This window comes from Streptomyces sp. RFCAC02 (genome assembly GCF_004193175.1).
Taxonomy (GTDB): domain Bacteria; phylum Actinomycetota; class Actinomycetes; order Streptomycetales; family Streptomycetaceae; genus Streptomyces.
The window spans coordinates 1,196,325-1,211,762 of sequence record NZ_SAUH01000001.1 but is presented as its reverse complement, the minus strand read 5'-3'; the positions used below and the strand labels follow the sequence as shown (position 1 = coordinate 1,211,762).

Sequence of the window (15,438 nt, the reverse complement as noted above, 5' to 3'; positions counted from 1 at the left end):
CCCGGCGTATGGGAGCGATCGCTCCCGAACGACTGGAGGAGGCGTCGGTGACGACGACGGAACAGGCCCCCGCCCGGGCGGGCGACCCCGGGGAACCGGGACGGAACCACTGGCCGGCGGTCGCCGCCGTGGCCCTGGGCACCTTCCTGCTGGTGACGGCCGAACAACTGCCGATCGGGCTGCTGACCGGCGTGGGATCGGCGCTGTCGGTCTCCGAGGGCACGGCCGGGCTGATGGTGACGGTGCCCAGCCTGGTCGCCGCCGTCGCCGCGCCCGTGGTCCCGGTGCTCGTCGGCGGCATGGACCGGCGCCTGCTGCTGCTCGGGCTGATGGGGCTGATGACCCTCGCCAACGTCGCCTCGGCCCTGGCGCCGGGATTTGCCGTCCTCGTCGCGTCCCGGGTGCTGGTCGGGGTGGCGATCGGCGGCTTCTGGGCCGTCGCGAGCGGCCTCGCCGTCCGGCTCGTGACGCCGGCGCACGTGCCGCGGGCGACCGCGGTCGTCTTCGGCGGTGTCGGCGCGGCGAACGTGTTCGGCGTCCCGGTCGGCACCCTGCTCGGCGACCTCACGGGCTGGCGCGTCGCCTTCGCGTCGCTGAGCGCGCTGGCGCTCGTCGCCCTGCTCGCGCTGCTGGCCGTCCTGCCGCCGCTGGCCGCCACCCGTCCCGTCCGGCCGCGGTTCCTGGCCGAACAGTTCCGCAACCCGGGCGTGCGCGTCGGCATCCTCGCCACGCTGCTCGTCGTGACCGGCCACTTCGCGGCCTACACCTTCGTGAGCCCCGTGCTCCAGGACCTGGCGGGGATCGACGAACGGTTCGTCGGTCCGCTGCTGTTCGGGTTCGGCCTGGCGGGCATGGCGGGCAACTTCCTCGCCGGAGCGGCGCTGGCGCGCAGCCCCTACCGGACCGCGCTGGCCGTCGCCGTGGCCCTGGCGGTCGCGATACCGCTGTATCCGCTGCTCGGCCGGGGACCCGTCGGCGGTGCCGTCCTGCTGATCGTCTGGGGCCTGGCCTTCGGCGGTGTGTCGGTCAGCCTGCAGACCTGGATGATCAGGACGGCGCCGCAGGCCGTGGAGGCGGCCTCCGCCCTGTGGGTGGCGGTGTTCAACCTGTCGATCGGTCTCGGCGCGCTCCTGGGCGGTCTGATCATCGACTCGTTCGCCGTCGAGGGCGTCCTGTGCCTCGGGGGCGCCTGCGCCGTGGCGGCGGTCCTGACGGTGCGGCACGCCCGCGCCGAGGCGAGCCTGTGCTGACGGACCCGCACGCCGTCCCCGGTCCGCCGCGGCCGGGGACGGTCCCGGGTCAGGGCGCGCTCACCGTCCACACGATCAGCGCGACCGTCGCCGCCGTCTCGGCCGCCGCGCCCAGGACGTCACCCGTCAGGCCGCCGAAACGGCGCGCGCAGTGCCGCAGCAGCAGTTCGGCGGCGGCAAGACCCAGCGCGGTGGACAGCAGGCCGCCGAGCGCCCCGACCGCCGGGCGGTCCCACGCCAGGGCGCCCGCGACCGCCGCGCCGAACGCCACGGCGCACCCGACCGCGAGCGCGGCGCCCGTCGGCACCGTCCGCACCACGGCCGCGCCGAGCCCGTCCGGCCGGGCCGCCGGCGGCGCGTCCGTACGGCACGCCCAGGTCAGCGCCGCCCGCGCCACCACGACGGCGCACACGACCGCCGTCAGCGCGCGCGCCCGCCCGTGCCCGTACAGCTCGTACACCGCCGCGATCTGCGCCAGCAGCGTGAGGACAAGGACGAGCACCCCGAACGGCCCGATGTCGGAACGTTTCATCACCCGCAGCGCCTCACCGGCCGGCCGCCGGCTCCCCAGCCCGTCGGCGACGTCGGCGAGCCCGTCGAGGTGCAGGCCCCGGCTGAGCGCCGCGTGCAGCGCGACCGTGAGGACGGCGGTGAGCAGCCGGCCGGCCTCCAGTTCGAGGAGCAGCCAGGACAGCAGCGCGCAGGCCAGGCCGACGACGAGACCGGCGAGCGGCGCGGCCAGCATCCCGCCGCGCGCCGTCGGCCGGTCGAAGCGGGTGACACGGACGGGCAGCACGGTCAGCGTGCCGAACGCGAGGCGCAGCGCGCTGCGTACGTCCGTCCCGGTGGCGGGGGGTGGCCCGGCGGGAGGCGGGGGCGGCGTGGCGTTCATCGGACCGGAGCGTAGCGGTCGACGCTGTCGGCCATGGACGCGGTACTGGACTGGTGGGAGCGGAACATCGTCGACGCGGGCAAGCTGCCGATGCTGCTCGCGCTGCTCGCGTTCATCGTGACCTGGCTCGTGACACGGTGCGTGACACGCATGATCCGGGCCGGCCGCGGACCGTTCCACGACGTGTCGGCGGGCGGCCGGCACATCCACCACATGGTGCCGGGCGTGATCCTGATGTGCGTCGGCGGTTTCACGGGCGTCGGCACGGACGCCGACGGCTGGCCGGCCGCCGCGACGGCGATCGCCTTCGGCATCGGCGCCGGCCTGGTCATGGACGAGTTCGCGCTGATGCTGTACCTGCACGACGTGTACTGGTCGGCGGCGGGCCAGAAGAGCGTGGAGGCGGTCGTGCTGACGGCGGCGCTGTGCACGATCGCGCTGTGCGGCTTCCTCCCCTTCGGGGTGGACAGCGCGGGACCCGAGGAGTGGGCGGCCCGGGGGAGCTGGACGGTGACGCTGCTCGCCAACGTCGTGTTCGCCGTGGTCGCGCTGCTCAAGGGCAAGTACCGGCTGACGGTGTTCGGCGTGCTCGTGCCGTTCGTCGCGCTGATCGGCGCGGTACGGCTGGCACGCCCCGCATCGCTGTGGGCGCGGAAGGTGTACGCCCGCAGGCCGCGCACGGCGGCACGGGCCGACCGGCGGGAACGCGCGCACATGGCCCGCTGGGGACACCTGGAGCGGCGCCTCGACGACCTGCTCGGCGGCACCCCGACACACCCGCGCCCCGCGGGTCCCGGGGGCGGGACCGGCGGCCGGTGACGGAGCCGCGCCGCACCGCGACCAGCCCGCCGCGCCGCAGCCCTGCCAGGGCACGGCTGACGGTCACGCGTGTCAACCCCAGCGTGTCGGCGAGCGCCTGCTGCGCGCCGTCCGGCAGGGGGACCGGACCACCGCCCGGCGTCCCCGCGGCCCGCTCCGGCAGCCAGGCCGCGAGCCGCGCCCCGGCGGACCGCGTGGCCGTCGCGGTGTGGTGCCGCCGTCGATCGCGGCCACCTTGTCCAGCGCACAGGGCGTATCCCCCTCGCCGGACCGCAGCGCCAGGCAGCGGGAGGTGGCAGGCGGGCACACCGGCGTCGCACAGCACCCGCCCCGCGGGGACGTCGCGCGGCAGCGATCCGTCCCGCACCTGCCGCAGCACGGGTTCTGGGAGGCCGGCGAGCAGTGGGTTCTGGGCACCCGGTGCGTCATCGGACACGGACCGGGTCACACCGGCGGCCGTACCCTCGGCGGGTGCTGATCCTCGTCTGCTGACCCGCCTGCACGCGGAGGGCGTGCTCGTCGCCGCCGGACCGTGGGCGGACGACAGCGGGGCCGTCCTCGTCCTCGACACCGACCGCCCCGGCCCGGAGCGGATCGTGGCGGCCGACCCCTACTTCCGCACGCCGGGAGTCCGGGTGAGCGGCGTGCGGGAGTGCACGCCGGGGGTGGGTCCCGGCGGGGCCTGACGCGGCGTCACGTCGCGTCGGCCGCGACCGCCGGCGCGCTGTCGGCGGAGTGCCCGGGACGTTCCGGGAGTTCGGCGGCCAGGGCGGCGGCGGCCCGCACCAGCGGCAGCGCCAGCAGCGCGCCCGTGCCCTCGCCGACCGTCACCCCGTGGTCGAGCAGCGGCTCGGCGGCGAGCCGGTCCAGCGCCTTCGCCTGCCCCGGCTCGCCGCTCGCCTGCCCGGCGAGCCACCAGTCCGGCGCGCGGAACGCGATCCGCTGCCCCACCAGCGCGCACGCGGCCGACACCACGCCGTCCAGCAGCACCGGCGTCCGCCGCACGGCGCACTGGAGCAGGAAACCGGTCATCGCCGTCAGGTCGGCGCCGCCCACCGCGGCGAGCAGCCGCACCTGGTCGCCGAGGACCGGGCGGGCGCGCCGCAGACCGTCCCGGATCGCCGCGCACTTCCGCATCCACGCGAGGTCGTCGATGGGCATGCCGCCCCGGCCCGTCACGACCGACGCGTCCGTGCCGCACATGGCCGCGATCAGCACCCCGGCCGCCGTGGTGCCGCCGACCGACAGGTCGCCGAGGACGATCAGGTCCGTGCCGGCGTCGGCCTCCTCGTCGGCGACGGCCATGCCGAGGCGGAAGGCGCGCTCGGCCTCGTCGGCGGTCAGGGCGTCCTCGACGTCCAGCGCGCCCGAGCCGCGCCGGATCCGGTACCGGGTGACCTCGGCGGGCAGGCCGCCGGGGTCGCAGTCGAGCGAGGTGTCGATGACGCGCACCGGCACCCCCGCCCCGCGGGCGAGGACGGCGCCGGGGCTCGTGCCGTCGAGCAGCGCCCGCACCAGCGTCGCGGCGCTGCCGGCCGGCCGGGCCGACACCCCGCGGGCGGCGATGCCGTGGTCACCGGCGAACACGACGGCGGTGGTCCGCTCCAGGGGCCGCACCGGCACCCGGGACTGGACGGCCGCCAGCCAGGTGCCGATCCCGTCGAGCCGGCCGAGCGCCCCCGGGGCGAGGCCGACACGCGTCCGGCGCTCCTCGGCGCGGCGCCGGAGCCGGGCGCCGGGACGTTCGATGAGGTCGCCGAAGTCATGGAGGTTGAGGCCGCCGTCCGTCATGCGCACGAGACTACCGCCAGCCCGCACACCCTCCCGGCGGCCGACGCAGCACCCCACCTGCCGCAACGGACACGCGCCCCGGCCACGGCCGTTGGCCGGGCATCAGGTGACGCCGACGCACGCGCCGACGAGTTCCCCGGCCGGCTCGCGGGCTGCCCCGATCACGGTCGCCCCGCGTCGCGGCGGTGCACGGCCGCGCATGCATGAGGTGGTGCTCGCCGGCACGTCGGGTTGTGTGTCGGATTCCCGGAGGGGCGCGGGAATCGGGGACGGCCGGTCCGCATTCCCGGCGACTCGGCGCGGCCGCCTGCTACGTCGCTCCCCGGGCGCAGCGGCGCGCGGACGATCCTCGCCGGCGCGTCGGGTCCCCGGCGGGAACTCCTGCTCGTGCCCCGCAGGCACGGTGGACTGGCCGGTCCGCCGCGGAGTGCTCGCCCGTACCGGGTGGCACGCGCAGTTCTGGCCACCCGGGCGCGTTCGGGAGCGCCCCGTCCGCCACGGGGCGGTGTCGCGGTTCCCGCGCCCGGAAGGGAGTGGCCGGGGCTGGTGCGGCCGCCCCGCGTACGGGTGGCCTCCGCGAGAAGCGGGGCCGGTGCCCGCCCGCGCGGGTGCGGGAGGCGTTCCGCATGGCCGCGCGTGGCTCGGGCGGCCGTGCTGCGGTCCGGTCGCATCTCTCGCCCTCCTGTGAGGGGTCGGCGTACCGCGTGGCATGCGAGGGGGAGCCGGGCCGGTGCACGGCGGGCGGCCCCGCCGGGGGTGGTCGCCGTGCTGCGCGACCTCACGTCACGGGTCCGCGTCGCCACCCACCGGCGTGCCGTTTCCGGGCGGACAACGCGCGGCAGGGCCGCCCGCGCCGCCGCATCGCCTGCGCGCCCAGGGGAATCCGGCGACTCGTCGGACGCGGTCCCTCCGCCGGCGCGTGCACCGGGTCGGACATCCGTGCCCCGGCGTTCGACCTGCCGTACCTCCGGGCCGAACGGTCGTCCACCGGTGCTGCCCGTGCCGCACCCCGGTCGGCGCGGGCAGCACCGACCGGGGTGCGGCCGGCCGTCACGGGCGCAGTTGCAGTGCCGTTCCCGCCACCGTCAGCACGACCTGTTCGCACTCCGCCGCCACCGCCGCGTTCAGCCGGCCCAGTTCGTCGCGGAAACGGCGGCCGGCGGCCGTCGCGGGCACCACGCCCGAGCCGACCTCGTTGCTCACCGCCACCACCGTGCGGCGCGTCGCGCGCAGCGCGGACACGAGCGCGCCGGTCCGGTCGGCCAGGTCGCGCGGCGCGCCGGCGGCCCACCGCGCGTCGTCCCAGGCGCCCACCGCGTCCATCGCGTCGGTCAGCCACAGCGCCAGGCAGTCGATCAGCAGCGGCGGCCCGTCGTCCGCCGCCAGCAGCGGCACCAGGTCGCACGTCTCCACGGTCGACCAGCCCGGCGGGCGGCGTTCGCGATGCGCCGCCACCCGCGCCGCCCACTCCCCGTCGCCGTCGCGCCGGCCGCCCGTCGCCGCGTACACGACGCCGGGGAACGCGGCCAGTCGCCGCTCCGCCTCGGCCGACTTGCCCGACCGTGCGCCGCCGAGGACGAGCGTCCGGCGCGGCAGGTCGGGCACGAGCCGGAAGTCGCCCACCGTCACCGTCGTCCCGTCGGGGACGGCCCGCACGCCCGCCGCCGCGAGACGCCGGTGCGTCTCGGCGCCCGGCGGGACGTCGTGGTCCAGGTGCACGGCCACCAGGTCCGTCGTCAGCGCCGCCGCGCCCGCCGCCCGCAGCCGTGCCAGCGCGTCGGGGCGCCCCGTCACGTCCAGCAGGCACAGGTCGTACGGCGGCCCGCCGCCCGGCCCGGCCGGTGCCGCGCCCGGCGGCAGGTACAGCAGACGGCCGCCGTCGGGACCGGTCACCGCGTACCCCGTGCCGGGGACGTCCACGGCGACAGCGCGCACCCGGTGGCCGCTGATCAGCGCGAGATCGCGCCCGTCCGGCAGCCGCACGGCACCCGGCAGCCCGGCCGGCATCTCGGGCAGAGGCCCCCGCCCCGGGTGGGTCAGCAGGACCTGCCGCACCCCGGCCAGCGACCGCCCCGCGCGGGCGGCGGCCAGCGCCGCGCCGGGCGTGAGATCGATGAGCAGCACGTCGTCGATCAGCAGCGAGGTCGCCGTGCGGGCGTCGTCGCCCAGGGCGCGGGCGCACACGGCGCAGGGGCAGCCGGGACGGGGCAGGCCGGCGGGCGCGCCCGTGCCGAGCAGGGTGACCTCCATACGGTGATCCTCTCCGGTACGTCCCGATCGCCCCGCCCCGGCCCCGGCCCGCCGCGCCCCCGCCCGTCCGCGCACACCGGCGCCCGGCTCGCGCGCCGTACGGGCGGGGCGGGCACGCGCGGTGGTGCGCCACGGGCCGGACCGTGCTTTAGTCTGCGGGCAGGCAGTCGCGGCAGGGGATCAGGAGGCGGACATGACGTGGGAATGGCGCTTCGAACGGGCGGACGGCACGGCGACCGAACCGCCCCAGGATCCCGGTGACTTCGGCACCCAGGGCGACGCCGAGTCGTGGATCGGGGAGACCTGGCCCGAGCTGATCGAGGCCGGCGTGGACCAGGTGTCGCTCCTGGAGGACGGGACGAAGGTCTACGGCCCCATGGACCTGCACGCCGCGTCCGACGCCGGCTGAGTCCGCGCGGCGGCGGGGCGGGCACCGCCCGGGCCCTGCCGCCGCTCACGCCTCGCCGAGCGTGACCCGCGCGTCGCGCTTGTCGCCGTCCCGCGCGTAGCGGACGGACACCGTGTCGTCGGGCCGCTGCGCGGCGAGCGCCTCGGCGAGCGACACCACGTCGGTGACGGGTTCGCCCCCGAGTTCCACGACGACGTCGCCGGGCCGCAGCCCGGCCCGGTCGGCCGGCCCGTCGTCCGTCACCTCCACGACGGCGGCCCCGGCCGGCTCGAACCCGTCGCCGAGCACCGTCCGCACGGACACCCCGAGCGCGGCCTGCCCCGAGTCGACGACCCGGCCGTGCTCGATCATCTGGTCGGCCAGGAACGTCACCGTCGACGCCGGGATCGCGAAGCCGATGCCGGCCGCCTGGCCCCCGCCCATCCCCGGGTCGCGGGCGGCGAGCGTCGGGATGCCGATGACCTGCCCGGACAGGTTGACGAGGGCGCCGCCGCTGTTGCCCGGGTTGATCGCGGCCGACGTCTGCACCATGTTGCCGAGGGTGGCCCGCCCCTCGCCCTCGCTGACGGAACGCCCGACCGCCGACACGATGCCCTGCGTCACGCTGGACGACAGGCCCAGCGGATTGCCCATCGCGAGGACGATCTGCCCGACCGCCACCTTCCGCGAGTCGCCGAACGTCGCGGGCCGCAGCCGGTCCGGCGGGTCGTCGAGCGCGATGACCGCGAGGTCCTGGTCCGGGTAGGCCGCCACGAGGCGCGCCGCGAGCGGCTGCTGCCGTGTCGCCAGCAGCACCTCGAACTCCTCGCCCTCCCCGACCACGTGCGCGTTGGTGACGATGTGGCCCCGGTCGTCGTACACGACCCCGGAGCCGAGTCCGTCCTCCGTGGTGATCTGCACGACGGACGGCAGCACGTCCTGCACCACGTCCTGGTAGGCGTCCTGCAGGTCCTCGGTCCGCGTCGGCGCCGGGGCGCGCGTCGCGGTCCTGGCGGCCGCCGGCTCACCCGACGCGGTGGCGCCGGCGGTGCAGCCCGAGGCGCACGCGAACAGGGCCGCCACGCACAGGACGGCGGCGGCCGGCGGACGGGACCGGGGAAGGGACGTTCGCGCCATACGCCGCATTCTGGACGCTGGGGTGCCCGCGGCACGGCAGGGGCGCGCGCGTCGGCGCCCCGGTGGCGCAACCGGCGGGCCGGCCCGGACGCGTCAGCGGCGCGGTTCCTCGCCGCGCTTGATCTGCGGCCGCGGCAGCCGCATGCGCCGCATCTGGAGGGTCCGCATGAGGGCGTACGGGCCGGCGCCGCGCAGGTTCTCGTTCGGGAAGCGCGTCCTGAGCTGCTTCTTCAGGCGCCGCCACAGCAGCACCGAGTCGAGGACGATCGCCACGATCACGACCAGCCACAGCATCAGCGCGATGTTCCTGGCCTGCATCGACGGCAGCATGCTGAGGACGAGGATCACCACGGCGATCGGCAGGAAGTACTCGGCGACGTGCCACTTCGCGTCCACGTAGTCGCGCGCGTAGCGCCGGACCGGGCCGCGGTCACGGACCGGGAGGTGCCGTTCATCGCCCGACAGCAGGGCCTCCCGCTGCTTCGACAGCGCCGTGCGGCGCTGCTCACGGGCACGGCGGGCGGCCTCCTTGCGGTCCGCCGGGGCCTTGGCCGTGGCACGGCGCAGGGCCTCCGCCTCGCTGCGCTTGGGGGTGGGCCGGCCCTTCGGGGCCTGCGGGTCACGCGCCCGCTCCTCGCTCTCCGCGTCGGAGGCGGGGGCGGTCTCTTCTTTCGAACGGCTTCGGAACACCCCCCCAGCCTACGGGCTCCCCTTCCGCCCGGCCCGGGCGGAAGGGGAACGAATCGGCAACGCCGCGCCTCGTCGCCCGGGGCGAGCGCCGTCTCCACCCCAGGCGGGAGACGGCGTGCGCCGCGATCGTCCTGTGGGAGGAGTCATTCGCGGCCGGGCGGTGCGCTAATGGAGAGAGGCCCCGTAGGGTAGTAGGGGATCAGCAGTTTGGTCATCGGTTCGAGCCCGGCAGAAGGGGGCGCGCGAAGCCCATGAGCGGTGTCATGAAGCGGATGGGGATGATCTTCCGCGCGAAGGCCAACAAGGCCCTGGACAAGGCCGAGGACCCGCGCGAGACCCTCGACTACTCGTACCAGAAGCAACTGGAGCTGCTGCAGAAGGTACGCCGCGGCGTCGCCGACGTGGCCACGTCGCGCAAGCGCCTCGAACTCCAGCTCAACCAGCTCAACAACCAGTCCACCAAGCTGGAGGAGCAGGGCAAGAAGGCCCTCGCCCTCGGCCGCGAGGACCTGGCCCGTGAGGCCCTGACCCGCCGCGCCGGCCTCCAGCAGCAGATCAGCGACCTGCAGCAGCAGCACGAGACGCTGCAGACGGAGGAGAGCAAGCTGACGCTGGCCGCGCAGCGCCTCCAGGCGAAGGTGGACGCGTTCCGCACCCGCAAGGAGACCATCAAGGCCACCTACACCGCCGCGCAGGCCCAGACGCGCATCGGTGAGGCGTTCTCCGGCATCTCCGAGGAGATGGGCGACGTCGGCCTCGCCATCCAGCGCGCCGAGGACAAGACGGCGCAGATGCAGGCCCGCGCCGGCGCGATCGACGAGCTGCTCGCCTCGGGTGCCCTGGACGACCCGACCGGCTCCACGAAGGACGACCTGACGGCCGAGCTGGACCGGATCGCGGGGAACTCGGACGTAGAGTTCGAGCTGGAGCGGATGAAGGCGGAGCTGGCCGGCGGCAGCTCGGCCGGGCGCCAGGCCATCGAGGGCGGCTCGCCCGGCGCGGGCACCGAGCCGCAGGCCGGGCAGCAGCAGGAGTCCCCCCGGTTCGACAAGCAGTGAGCGGCCCACGAGACGGCCTGCCGCGAGGACGGGCGCGAGGAGTAGCGACGTGATCGTACGGATCATGGGGGAGGGGCAGGTCCGGCTGGACGACAGCCACCTCCCCGTGCTGAACAGGCTCGACGACGAACTGCTCGCCGAGGTGGAGAACGGCGACTCCACCGGTTTCCGCCGCACGCTCGACGCGCTGCTCGCCGCCGTGCGTGAGCTGGGCTCCCCCCTGCCGGACGACGCGCTCGAGCCGTCCGAGCTGATCCTGCCCGCCGCCGAGGCGTCCATCGACGAGGTGCGCGCGATGCTCACCGACGACGGACTCATCCCGGACTGACCGCCCCCGCCGCCCGTGAATCCCGAGCAAGGCATCCGTGTGGCCGGCTGGCTGCGGCGCCACCCGCTGGCGGCCGACGTCTGCGTCGCCGTGTTCGTGCTCGGGGGCGTCCTGTGCGCCACCGTCACCGTGTACGGGCACGGCGGCGGTGAGGGCTTCGGCAAGCGTCACCTCGCCCCGCACACCCTGCTGCTGACCGTGGCCGCCTGCGCGGCGCTCGTCGCGCGCCGCCGCCGTCCCGTGGCGGTGCTGGCCGCCGTCACGGGCCTCACCGTCCTCGAACTGGTCCTCGGCAGCTTCTCCTACGACCCGGACCAGCGCAGCACGGCCATGGTGATCGCGGTCGTCGTCGCCCTCCTCACGGTCGCCCTGCGCACCGACCGGGCCACCACGCGCCGCGCGGCGCTCCTGCCGCTCCTCGTGCTGCCGCCGGTCGCGATGGTGTTCGGCACCCGTCCCTGGTACTCGTCGGACAATCTCGGCGTCTTCGCCTGGACGGCCCTCGCCGCCGCGGTCGGGGAGGCCGCGAGGACGCGCCGCGCCATGTTCGAGGCCATCAAGGAGCGCGCGGAGCGGGCCGAGGCCACCCGCGAGGAGGAGGCCAGGCGCCGTGTCGCCGAGGAGCGGATGCGGATCGCCCGTGAGCTGCACGACGTCGTGGCCCATCACATCGCCCTGGTGAACGTGCAGGCCGGTGTCGCCTCGCACGTCATGGAGGCGCGGCCCGACCAGGCGAAGGAGGCCCTCGCCCACATCAGGGACGCCAGCCGCCGCGCCCTCGGGGAGCTGCAGAGCACGGTCGGGCTGCTGCGCCAGCAGGGCGAGCCGCTCGCGCCGACCGAACCGGCGCGCGGCCTGGCCGTCCTCGACGACCTGGTGGACGGCTTCCGCAACGCCGGCATGACCGTGTCGGTGGACGCCCCGGCGGCGGCCGGGCACCTCCCGTCGGCGGTCGACCTGGCGGCGTACCGGGTCGTCCAGGAGGCCCTGACCAACGTCCAGAAGCACGCCGGGCCGACCGCGACGGCCTGGGTCCGGATCGTCCGCACGGGGGGCCGGAGCGCTCCGGAGCTGACCGTCACGGTGGACGACGACGGGCCGGTGCCCGCCGCCGGGGACGGCCGTCCGCCCGGCCGGGACGCCGGCGGTGGGCACGGGCTCACCGGCATGCGGGAGCGCGCCGCCGCCCTGAGCGGCAGGTGCGAGGCGGCGCCGAAGGACGGCCGCGGCTTCCGGGTCCGTGTGATCCTGCCGCTGGAGCCGCCGCACCCGGACGCGGAGACGGTCACGGCGGCCCGCAGGACGTGCGGCTGGAGCGGGTTCGCGGCCGACCCCGCCGGGCGGCACGCGTGATACGTGTCGTCCTGGCCGACGACCAGGCCCTGCTGCGCAGCGCGTTCCGCGTCCTCGTGGACTCCGATCCGGGCATGACGGTGACGGGCGAGGCATCCGACGGGGCCGAGGCCGTACGGGTGGTCCGCGAGGCGGGCGCCGACGTCGTGCTGATGGACATCCGCATGCCCGGCACGGACGGCCTGGCCGCCACGCGCGCCATCGGCGCCGACCCGTCGCTGGCGGGTGTGCGGGTGGTGATCCTGACGACGTTCGAGTCCGACGACTACGTGGTCGAGGCGCTGCGCGCGGGCGCCTCGGGGTTCCTCGGCAAGGGCGCGGAGCCGGAGGAGCTGCTGCACGCCATCCGGCTCGCGGCGGCGGGGGAGTCGCTGCTGTCCCCGTCGGCGACCCGGGGCCTGATCGCCCGCTTCCTGGCGCGCGACGGGGCGGGGGGACCGCCGCTCGACGCCGCACGGCTCGACGTCCTCACCGCGCGCGAGCGCGAGGTGCTGGTGGAGGTCGCCGGGGGCCTGTCGAACGACGAGATCGCGCTGCGGCTCGGCGTGAGTCCCCTGACGGTCAAGACGCACATCAACCGCCTGCTGACGAAGCTGTCCGCGCGGGACCGCGCCCAGCTCGTCGTCACCGCCTACGAGACGGGCCTCGTACGCCCCCGCGCGGTCTGACACGCGGGAGTCACGGCGGGCGCTCTCACTGGAAGTAGGCCGACGGTATGTACGGGCGCGGGGGCCGCATGCCGCGCAGGCACAGGAATCCGTCGGTGCGCAGGGCCAGCCCGGCGGCCAGGCCCACGTCGAGCGCCCACTCCTGCTCCGTGGTCAGCCGGGGCACGGTGGCGGCGGTGCCCGGCGGCAGGCTGAGGAGCGCGGACGCGAGGAGACGGACGGCGATCCTGCGGGAGGTGGCGGCGAGGAGTTCGACGCCGCCGCTGTCCGCGTCCAGGTAGCAGTAGCCGCTGCCCGCCAGGTCGTCGGCGACGACGACGCGGCAGTGGCGCAGCAGCTCGTCGTGGTCCGGGCCGTGGGCGCTGCCCCGCAGCCGCCGGTCCACGGAGTCCATGAGGTCGCGCTGCGCCGGGCCGCCCTCGATGGCGGGGCCGTCCGGGACGGTGAGCCGTGACCCGTCGACCGTGCCGGACAGCGTCATGAGCGGGTGCAGCGTGAACCCGGCGCCCCGCAGCACCCGGGCCGCGGCCGGGTGGTCGCCCGCGCAGGCCATGCCGCGCAGGGTGCCGCGCGCGTAGCCGAGGACGTGGCGCACCAGCTCCGTGCCGACTCCCTTGCCGCGCGCCTCGGGGGCGACGGCCAGCAGGGTGAGGCCCCACAGGGTGTCGCGGCGGGCGGCGAGCGCCGCGCCGACGGGCCGCCCGGCGGCGTCCTCGGCGAGCCAGCAGCCCTCCGGGTCGGTGCCGGCGAGGTGCCGGACGACGCGGCGCCGGAGCGCGGGCCGGTCCGCCGCCGTGCCGTCGGCGCCCGTGCCGGCGGTCTCCCCGGCACCGGCGGCGGCGACGGCCCGTACGGCCTCGGCGTCCTCGCGGGTGTCCCGTACGCGGCGCAGCAGCATGCCCTCGATCCTTCCCGCCGCGCGGCTCCGGCGCACACCGGAGGGGGCCGGCCGGCCACGGCGGGCGGCCGGACCCGTGCGTCACGGCAGCGCGAGCATGCGCTCCAGGGCCAGCTTGGCGTAGTGCTCGGTCTCGGCGTCCACGCGGATGCGGTTCACGACCTTGCCGTCCGCGAGCGACTCCAGCGCCCAGACGAGGTGGGGCAGGTCGATGCGGTTCATCGTGGAGCAGAAGCAGACCGTGCGGTCCAGGAAGACGATCTCCTTGCCCTGCGGGGCGAAGCGGTCCGCGAGGCGGCGGACGAGGTTCAGCTCGGTCCCGATGGCCCAGCGGCTGCCCGCCGGCGCCTCCTCCAGCGTCCGGATGATGTGCTCGGTGGAGCCGACCCGGTCGGCCGCGGCGACGACCTCGTGCTTGCACTCGGGGTGGACCAGGACGTTGACGCCGGGGATGCGCTCGCGCACCTCCCGCACCGACTCCAGGGTGAACCGGCCGTGGACCGAGCAGTGCCCCCGCCACAGGATCATCCTCGCCCGCCGCAGCTCGTCGGCGGTGAGGCCGCCGTTCGGCTTGTGCGGGTTGTAGACGACGCAGTCCTCCAGGGACATGCCGAGGTCGCGCACGGCGGTGTTGCGGCCGAGGTGCTGGTCGGGCAGGAAGAGGACCTTGCCCTCGCCGTCGGGGCGCTGCGCGAAGGCCCATTCCAGGGCGCGGCGGGCGTTGGACGAGGTGCAGACGGTGCCGCCGTGGCGGCCGGTGAACGCCTTGATGTCGGCCGAGGAGTTCATGTAGGTGACCGGCACGGTGGAGCCGGCGACCCCGGCGTCGGTCAGCACGTCCCACGCCTCGGCGACCTGCTCGGCGTCGGCCATGTCGGCCATCGAGCAGCCGGCGGCGAGGTCGGGGAGGACGACGGCCTGGTCGTCGGAGGTGAGGATGTCGGCGGACTCCGCCATGAAGTGCACGCCGCAGAAGACGATGTACTCGGCCTGGGGGCGCGCCGCCGCGTCCCTGGCCAGCTTGAACGAGTCGCCCGTCACGTCGGCGAACTGCACCACCTCGTCCCGCTGGTAGTGGTGCCCGAGGACGAAGACGCGCTCGCCGAGCCGTTCCTTGGCCGCGCGCGCCCGTTCCACGAGGCCGGGGTCGGAGGGCGCCGGCAGGTCACCCGGACAGTCCACGCCGCGCTCGCTCGCCGGGTCGGACCCGCGGCCGAGCAGGAGGAGGGCCAGGGGGGAGGGGGTGACGTCCAGGCTCTGGGTGGTGGTCATGGCACCCACCCTTCTTTCCGTAGGAAGCCGACAAGACTTTTCGTCGTATTGACGCAATGGATGATAACCCGCTTCGCGTCAGTCTGACGATGCCGATTACGTCACTCCACCCCGGCGGCCGTGCCCGACCCGGGCGGTGTGTGCGAGCATGGCAACGGCGGTACAACGCTGGAGGACGCCGGAATAAAACCGGACGAGCGGCTGTTGCAGCCCGCTGCCAGAGCATTCCGAACGAGTACCGGGAGAGACGCAGATGTCCGTAACGGAAGAGACCGCCGTGAGCGACGGCATCATCCTTTCCGACGCGGCCGTGGCGAAGGTCAGGGGCCTGCTCGAGCAGGAGGGGCGCGACGACCTCGCGCTCCGGGTGGCGGTCCAGCCCGGGGGATGCTCCGGTCTGCGCTACCAGCTCTTCTTCGACGAGCGGTCCCTCGACGGCGACGTCGTGAAGGACTACGACGGCGTCAAGGTCGTCACCGACCGCATGAGCGCCCCCTACCTCGGCGGCGCGTCCATCGACTTCGTGGACACCATCGAGAAGCAGGGCTTCACCATCGACAACCCGAACGCGACCGGTTCCTGCGCCTGCGGCGACTCGTTCAGCTGACGGGGACCGGCCACCGGCCGGCCGCGCGGACGGAGGC

The 15,438-nt window shown here is 75.7% G+C and carries 16 protein-coding genes and 1 pseudogene; 9 read left to right on the top strand and 8 right to left on the bottom strand.

The features are described from left to right. Positions 1 to 8 precede the first annotated feature (8 nt). A complete protein-coding gene (locus tag EMA09_RS05460) occupies positions 9 to 1,250 on the top strand; it encodes an MFS transporter (RefSeq protein ID WP_206305906.1) in 1,242 nt (413 codons plus the stop codon). Between the two features lie 49 nt (positions 1,251 to 1,299). Here EMA09_RS05460 and EMA09_RS05455 read toward each other — a convergent pair whose 3' ends face one another. Then, entirely contained in the window at positions 1,300 to 2,142 is an 843-nt protein-coding gene (locus EMA09_RS05455; RefSeq protein WP_129839429.1) for an adenosylcobinamide-GDP ribazoletransferase, read from the bottom strand. Positions 2,143 to 2,175: 33 nt separating this feature from the next. On the opposite strand from EMA09_RS05455, the gene EMA09_RS28830 reads away from it, so the two are divergent. After that, positions 2,176 to 2,961 carry a hypothetical protein gene (locus EMA09_RS28830; RefSeq protein WP_240796236.1) on the top strand — a complete coding sequence of 262 codons (786 nt, stop codon included), beginning with the start codon at positions 2,176 to 2,178 and terminating at the stop codon, positions 2,959 to 2,961. Positions 2,962 to 3,019: 58 nt separating this feature from the next. Here EMA09_RS28830 and EMA09_RS28825 read toward each other — a convergent pair. After that, a pseudogene (locus EMA09_RS28825) lies at positions 3,020 to 3,268 on the bottom strand (Crp/Fnr family transcriptional regulator); the annotation flags it as partial. Positions 3,269 to 3,473: 205 nt separating this feature from the next. On the opposite strand from EMA09_RS28825, the gene EMA09_RS28195 reads away from it, so the two are divergent. Continuing rightward, positions 3,474 to 3,647 carry a hypothetical protein gene (locus EMA09_RS28195; RefSeq protein ID WP_168220644.1) on the top strand — a complete coding sequence of 58 codons (174 nt, stop codon included), beginning with the start codon at positions 3,474 to 3,476 and terminating at the stop codon, positions 3,645 to 3,647. A gap of 7 nt (positions 3,648 to 3,654) precedes the next feature. Here EMA09_RS28195 and EMA09_RS05445 read toward each other — a convergent pair whose 3' ends face one another. Then, the gene (locus tag EMA09_RS05445; RefSeq protein ID WP_129839427.1) at positions 3,655 to 4,752 is read right to left on the bottom strand and encodes a nicotinate-nucleotide--dimethylbenzimidazole phosphoribosyltransferase; all 1,098 of its coding nucleotides are present in this window, start codon (positions 4,750 to 4,752) and stop codon (positions 3,655 to 3,657) included. 1,050 nt (positions 4,753 to 5,802) lie between these two features. Continuing rightward, the gene (locus EMA09_RS05440) at positions 5,803 to 7,002 is read right to left on the bottom strand and encodes a bifunctional adenosylcobinamide kinase/adenosylcobinamide-phosphate guanylyltransferase (protein ID WP_129839425.1); all 1,200 of its coding nucleotides are present in this window, start codon (positions 7,000 to 7,002) and stop codon (positions 5,803 to 5,805) included. 193 nt (positions 7,003 to 7,195) lie between these two features. Between EMA09_RS05440 and EMA09_RS05435 the strand changes: the two genes are divergently transcribed. Further along, entirely contained in the window at positions 7,196 to 7,411 is a 216-nt protein-coding gene (locus EMA09_RS05435) for a hypothetical protein (protein WP_129839423.1), read from the top strand. A 45-nt stretch (positions 7,412 to 7,456) separates the two neighbouring features. Here EMA09_RS05435 and EMA09_RS05430 read toward each other — a convergent pair whose 3' ends face one another. Together EMA09_RS05430 and EMA09_RS05425 are read right to left on the bottom strand one after the other, a co-directional pair. Next, a complete protein-coding gene (locus EMA09_RS05430) occupies positions 7,457 to 8,527 on the bottom strand; it encodes a trypsin-like peptidase domain-containing protein (RefSeq protein ID WP_129839421.1) in 1,071 nt (356 codons plus the stop codon). A 93-nt stretch (positions 8,528 to 8,620) separates the two neighbouring features. Beyond that, on the bottom strand, positions 8,621 to 9,217 hold the full coding sequence (locus EMA09_RS05425) for a DUF3043 domain-containing protein (RefSeq protein WP_129839419.1): 597 nt from the start codon (positions 9,215 to 9,217) through the stop codon (positions 8,621 to 8,623). Between the two features lie 251 nt (positions 9,218 to 9,468). Between EMA09_RS05425 and EMA09_RS05420 the strand changes: the two genes are divergently transcribed. From EMA09_RS05420 to EMA09_RS05405, 4 genes are read left to right on the top strand one after another with little or no spacing between them, the layout of a single operon-like run. Continuing rightward, the gene (locus EMA09_RS05420; RefSeq protein WP_129839417.1) at positions 9,469 to 10,275 is read left to right on the top strand and encodes a PspA/IM30 family protein; all 807 of its coding nucleotides are present in this window, start codon (positions 9,469 to 9,471) and stop codon (positions 10,273 to 10,275) included. Between the two features lie 49 nt (positions 10,276 to 10,324). Continuing rightward, complete coding sequence (locus tag EMA09_RS05415; protein WP_129839415.1) at positions 10,325 to 10,603, top strand: hypothetical protein; 279 nt, start codon at positions 10,325 to 10,327, stop codon at positions 10,601 to 10,603. Positions 10,604 to 10,618: 15 nt separating this feature from the next. After that, positions 10,619 to 11,956 (top strand): histidine kinase, encoded by a 1,338-nt coding sequence (locus EMA09_RS05410; protein WP_129839414.1) that lies wholly within the window; start codon positions 10,619 to 10,621, stop codon positions 11,954 to 11,956. Beyond that, the gene (locus EMA09_RS05405; RefSeq protein WP_129839412.1) at positions 11,953 to 12,624 is read left to right on the top strand and encodes a response regulator transcription factor; all 672 of its coding nucleotides are present in this window, start codon (positions 11,953 to 11,955) and stop codon (positions 12,622 to 12,624) included. The genes EMA09_RS05410 and EMA09_RS05405 overlap by 4 nt, the downstream gene beginning before the upstream one ends. A 25-nt stretch (positions 12,625 to 12,649) precedes the next feature. Here EMA09_RS05405 and EMA09_RS05400 read toward each other — a convergent pair whose 3' ends face one another. Together EMA09_RS05400 and nadA are read right to left on the bottom strand one after the other, a co-directional pair. Further along, a complete protein-coding gene (locus EMA09_RS05400; RefSeq protein ID WP_129839410.1) occupies positions 12,650 to 13,522 on the bottom strand; it encodes a GNAT family N-acetyltransferase in 873 nt (290 codons plus the stop codon). Between the two features lie 81 nt (positions 13,523 to 13,603). Next, positions 13,604 to 14,794, bottom strand: coding sequence for a quinolinate synthase NadA (nadA, locus tag EMA09_RS05395; RefSeq protein ID WP_129839408.1), 1,191 nt, complete (start codon positions 14,792 to 14,794; stop codon positions 13,604 to 13,606). Positions 14,795 to 15,047: 253 nt separating this feature from the next. Between nadA and EMA09_RS05390 the strand changes: the two genes are divergently transcribed. After that, positions 15,048 to 15,401 carry an iron-sulfur cluster assembly accessory protein gene (locus EMA09_RS05390; RefSeq protein WP_129839406.1) on the top strand — a complete coding sequence of 118 codons (354 nt, stop codon included), beginning with the start codon at positions 15,048 to 15,050 and terminating at the stop codon, positions 15,399 to 15,401. Positions 15,402 to 15,438 lie beyond the last annotated feature (37 nt).